Here is a 453-nt window from a genome sequence, read left to right as displayed (position 1 = left end):
CATCACCAGCAGCAGGGCCGAGCCCGAAATGAACGCGGACTGGATGAGGCCCGCCAGCGACTCCGCCTTGCCGTGGCCGAAGCGGTGCTCGTCATCGGCCGGCGCCAGCGCATAGCGAATGGCCAGCAGGTTGATGATGGAGGCGCTGACATCCATGAAGGAGTCGGTGAGCGATGCCAGCAGACTCGATGAATCCGTCATGAGCCAGGCGATCAGCTTGCCGGTGATCAGCAGGGTAGCCGTGGTGACGGCGGCCATGCTGGCCAGCGTCACCCAGCGGGAATATTGTTGATGGCTCAAAACCGGCTTTCCTCTTACGGTTAAAAATCTATTATACCCTGACCCCTGCGCCGGCTTGGCGCGAAAAATCAGCGGAATGACTTCAGATGCACAAAATACTCCTGGTCGACGACGATCTCGAGCTGACCCAGCTGCTCACCGAAATTCTGACTC

At 59.2% G+C, this 453-nt stretch carries 1 protein-coding gene; it reads right to left on the bottom strand.

Translation table 11 applies throughout. The annotated features are described in order from the left end of the window. Window positions 1-258, bottom strand: a 258-nt coding sequence (locus tag AC0AIB_RS31265; RefSeq protein WP_465098087.1) for a cation efflux transmembrane domain-containing protein, incomplete at its 3' end; no start/stop codon positions are given. Window positions 259-453: the final 195 nt, after the last annotated feature.

The sequence above is a fragment of the Micromonospora sp. DSM 43699 genome (assembly GCF_055517075.1).
Note: the sequence above shows the minus strand (reverse complement) of the source record. Positions and strands in the feature narration are given on the sequence as shown.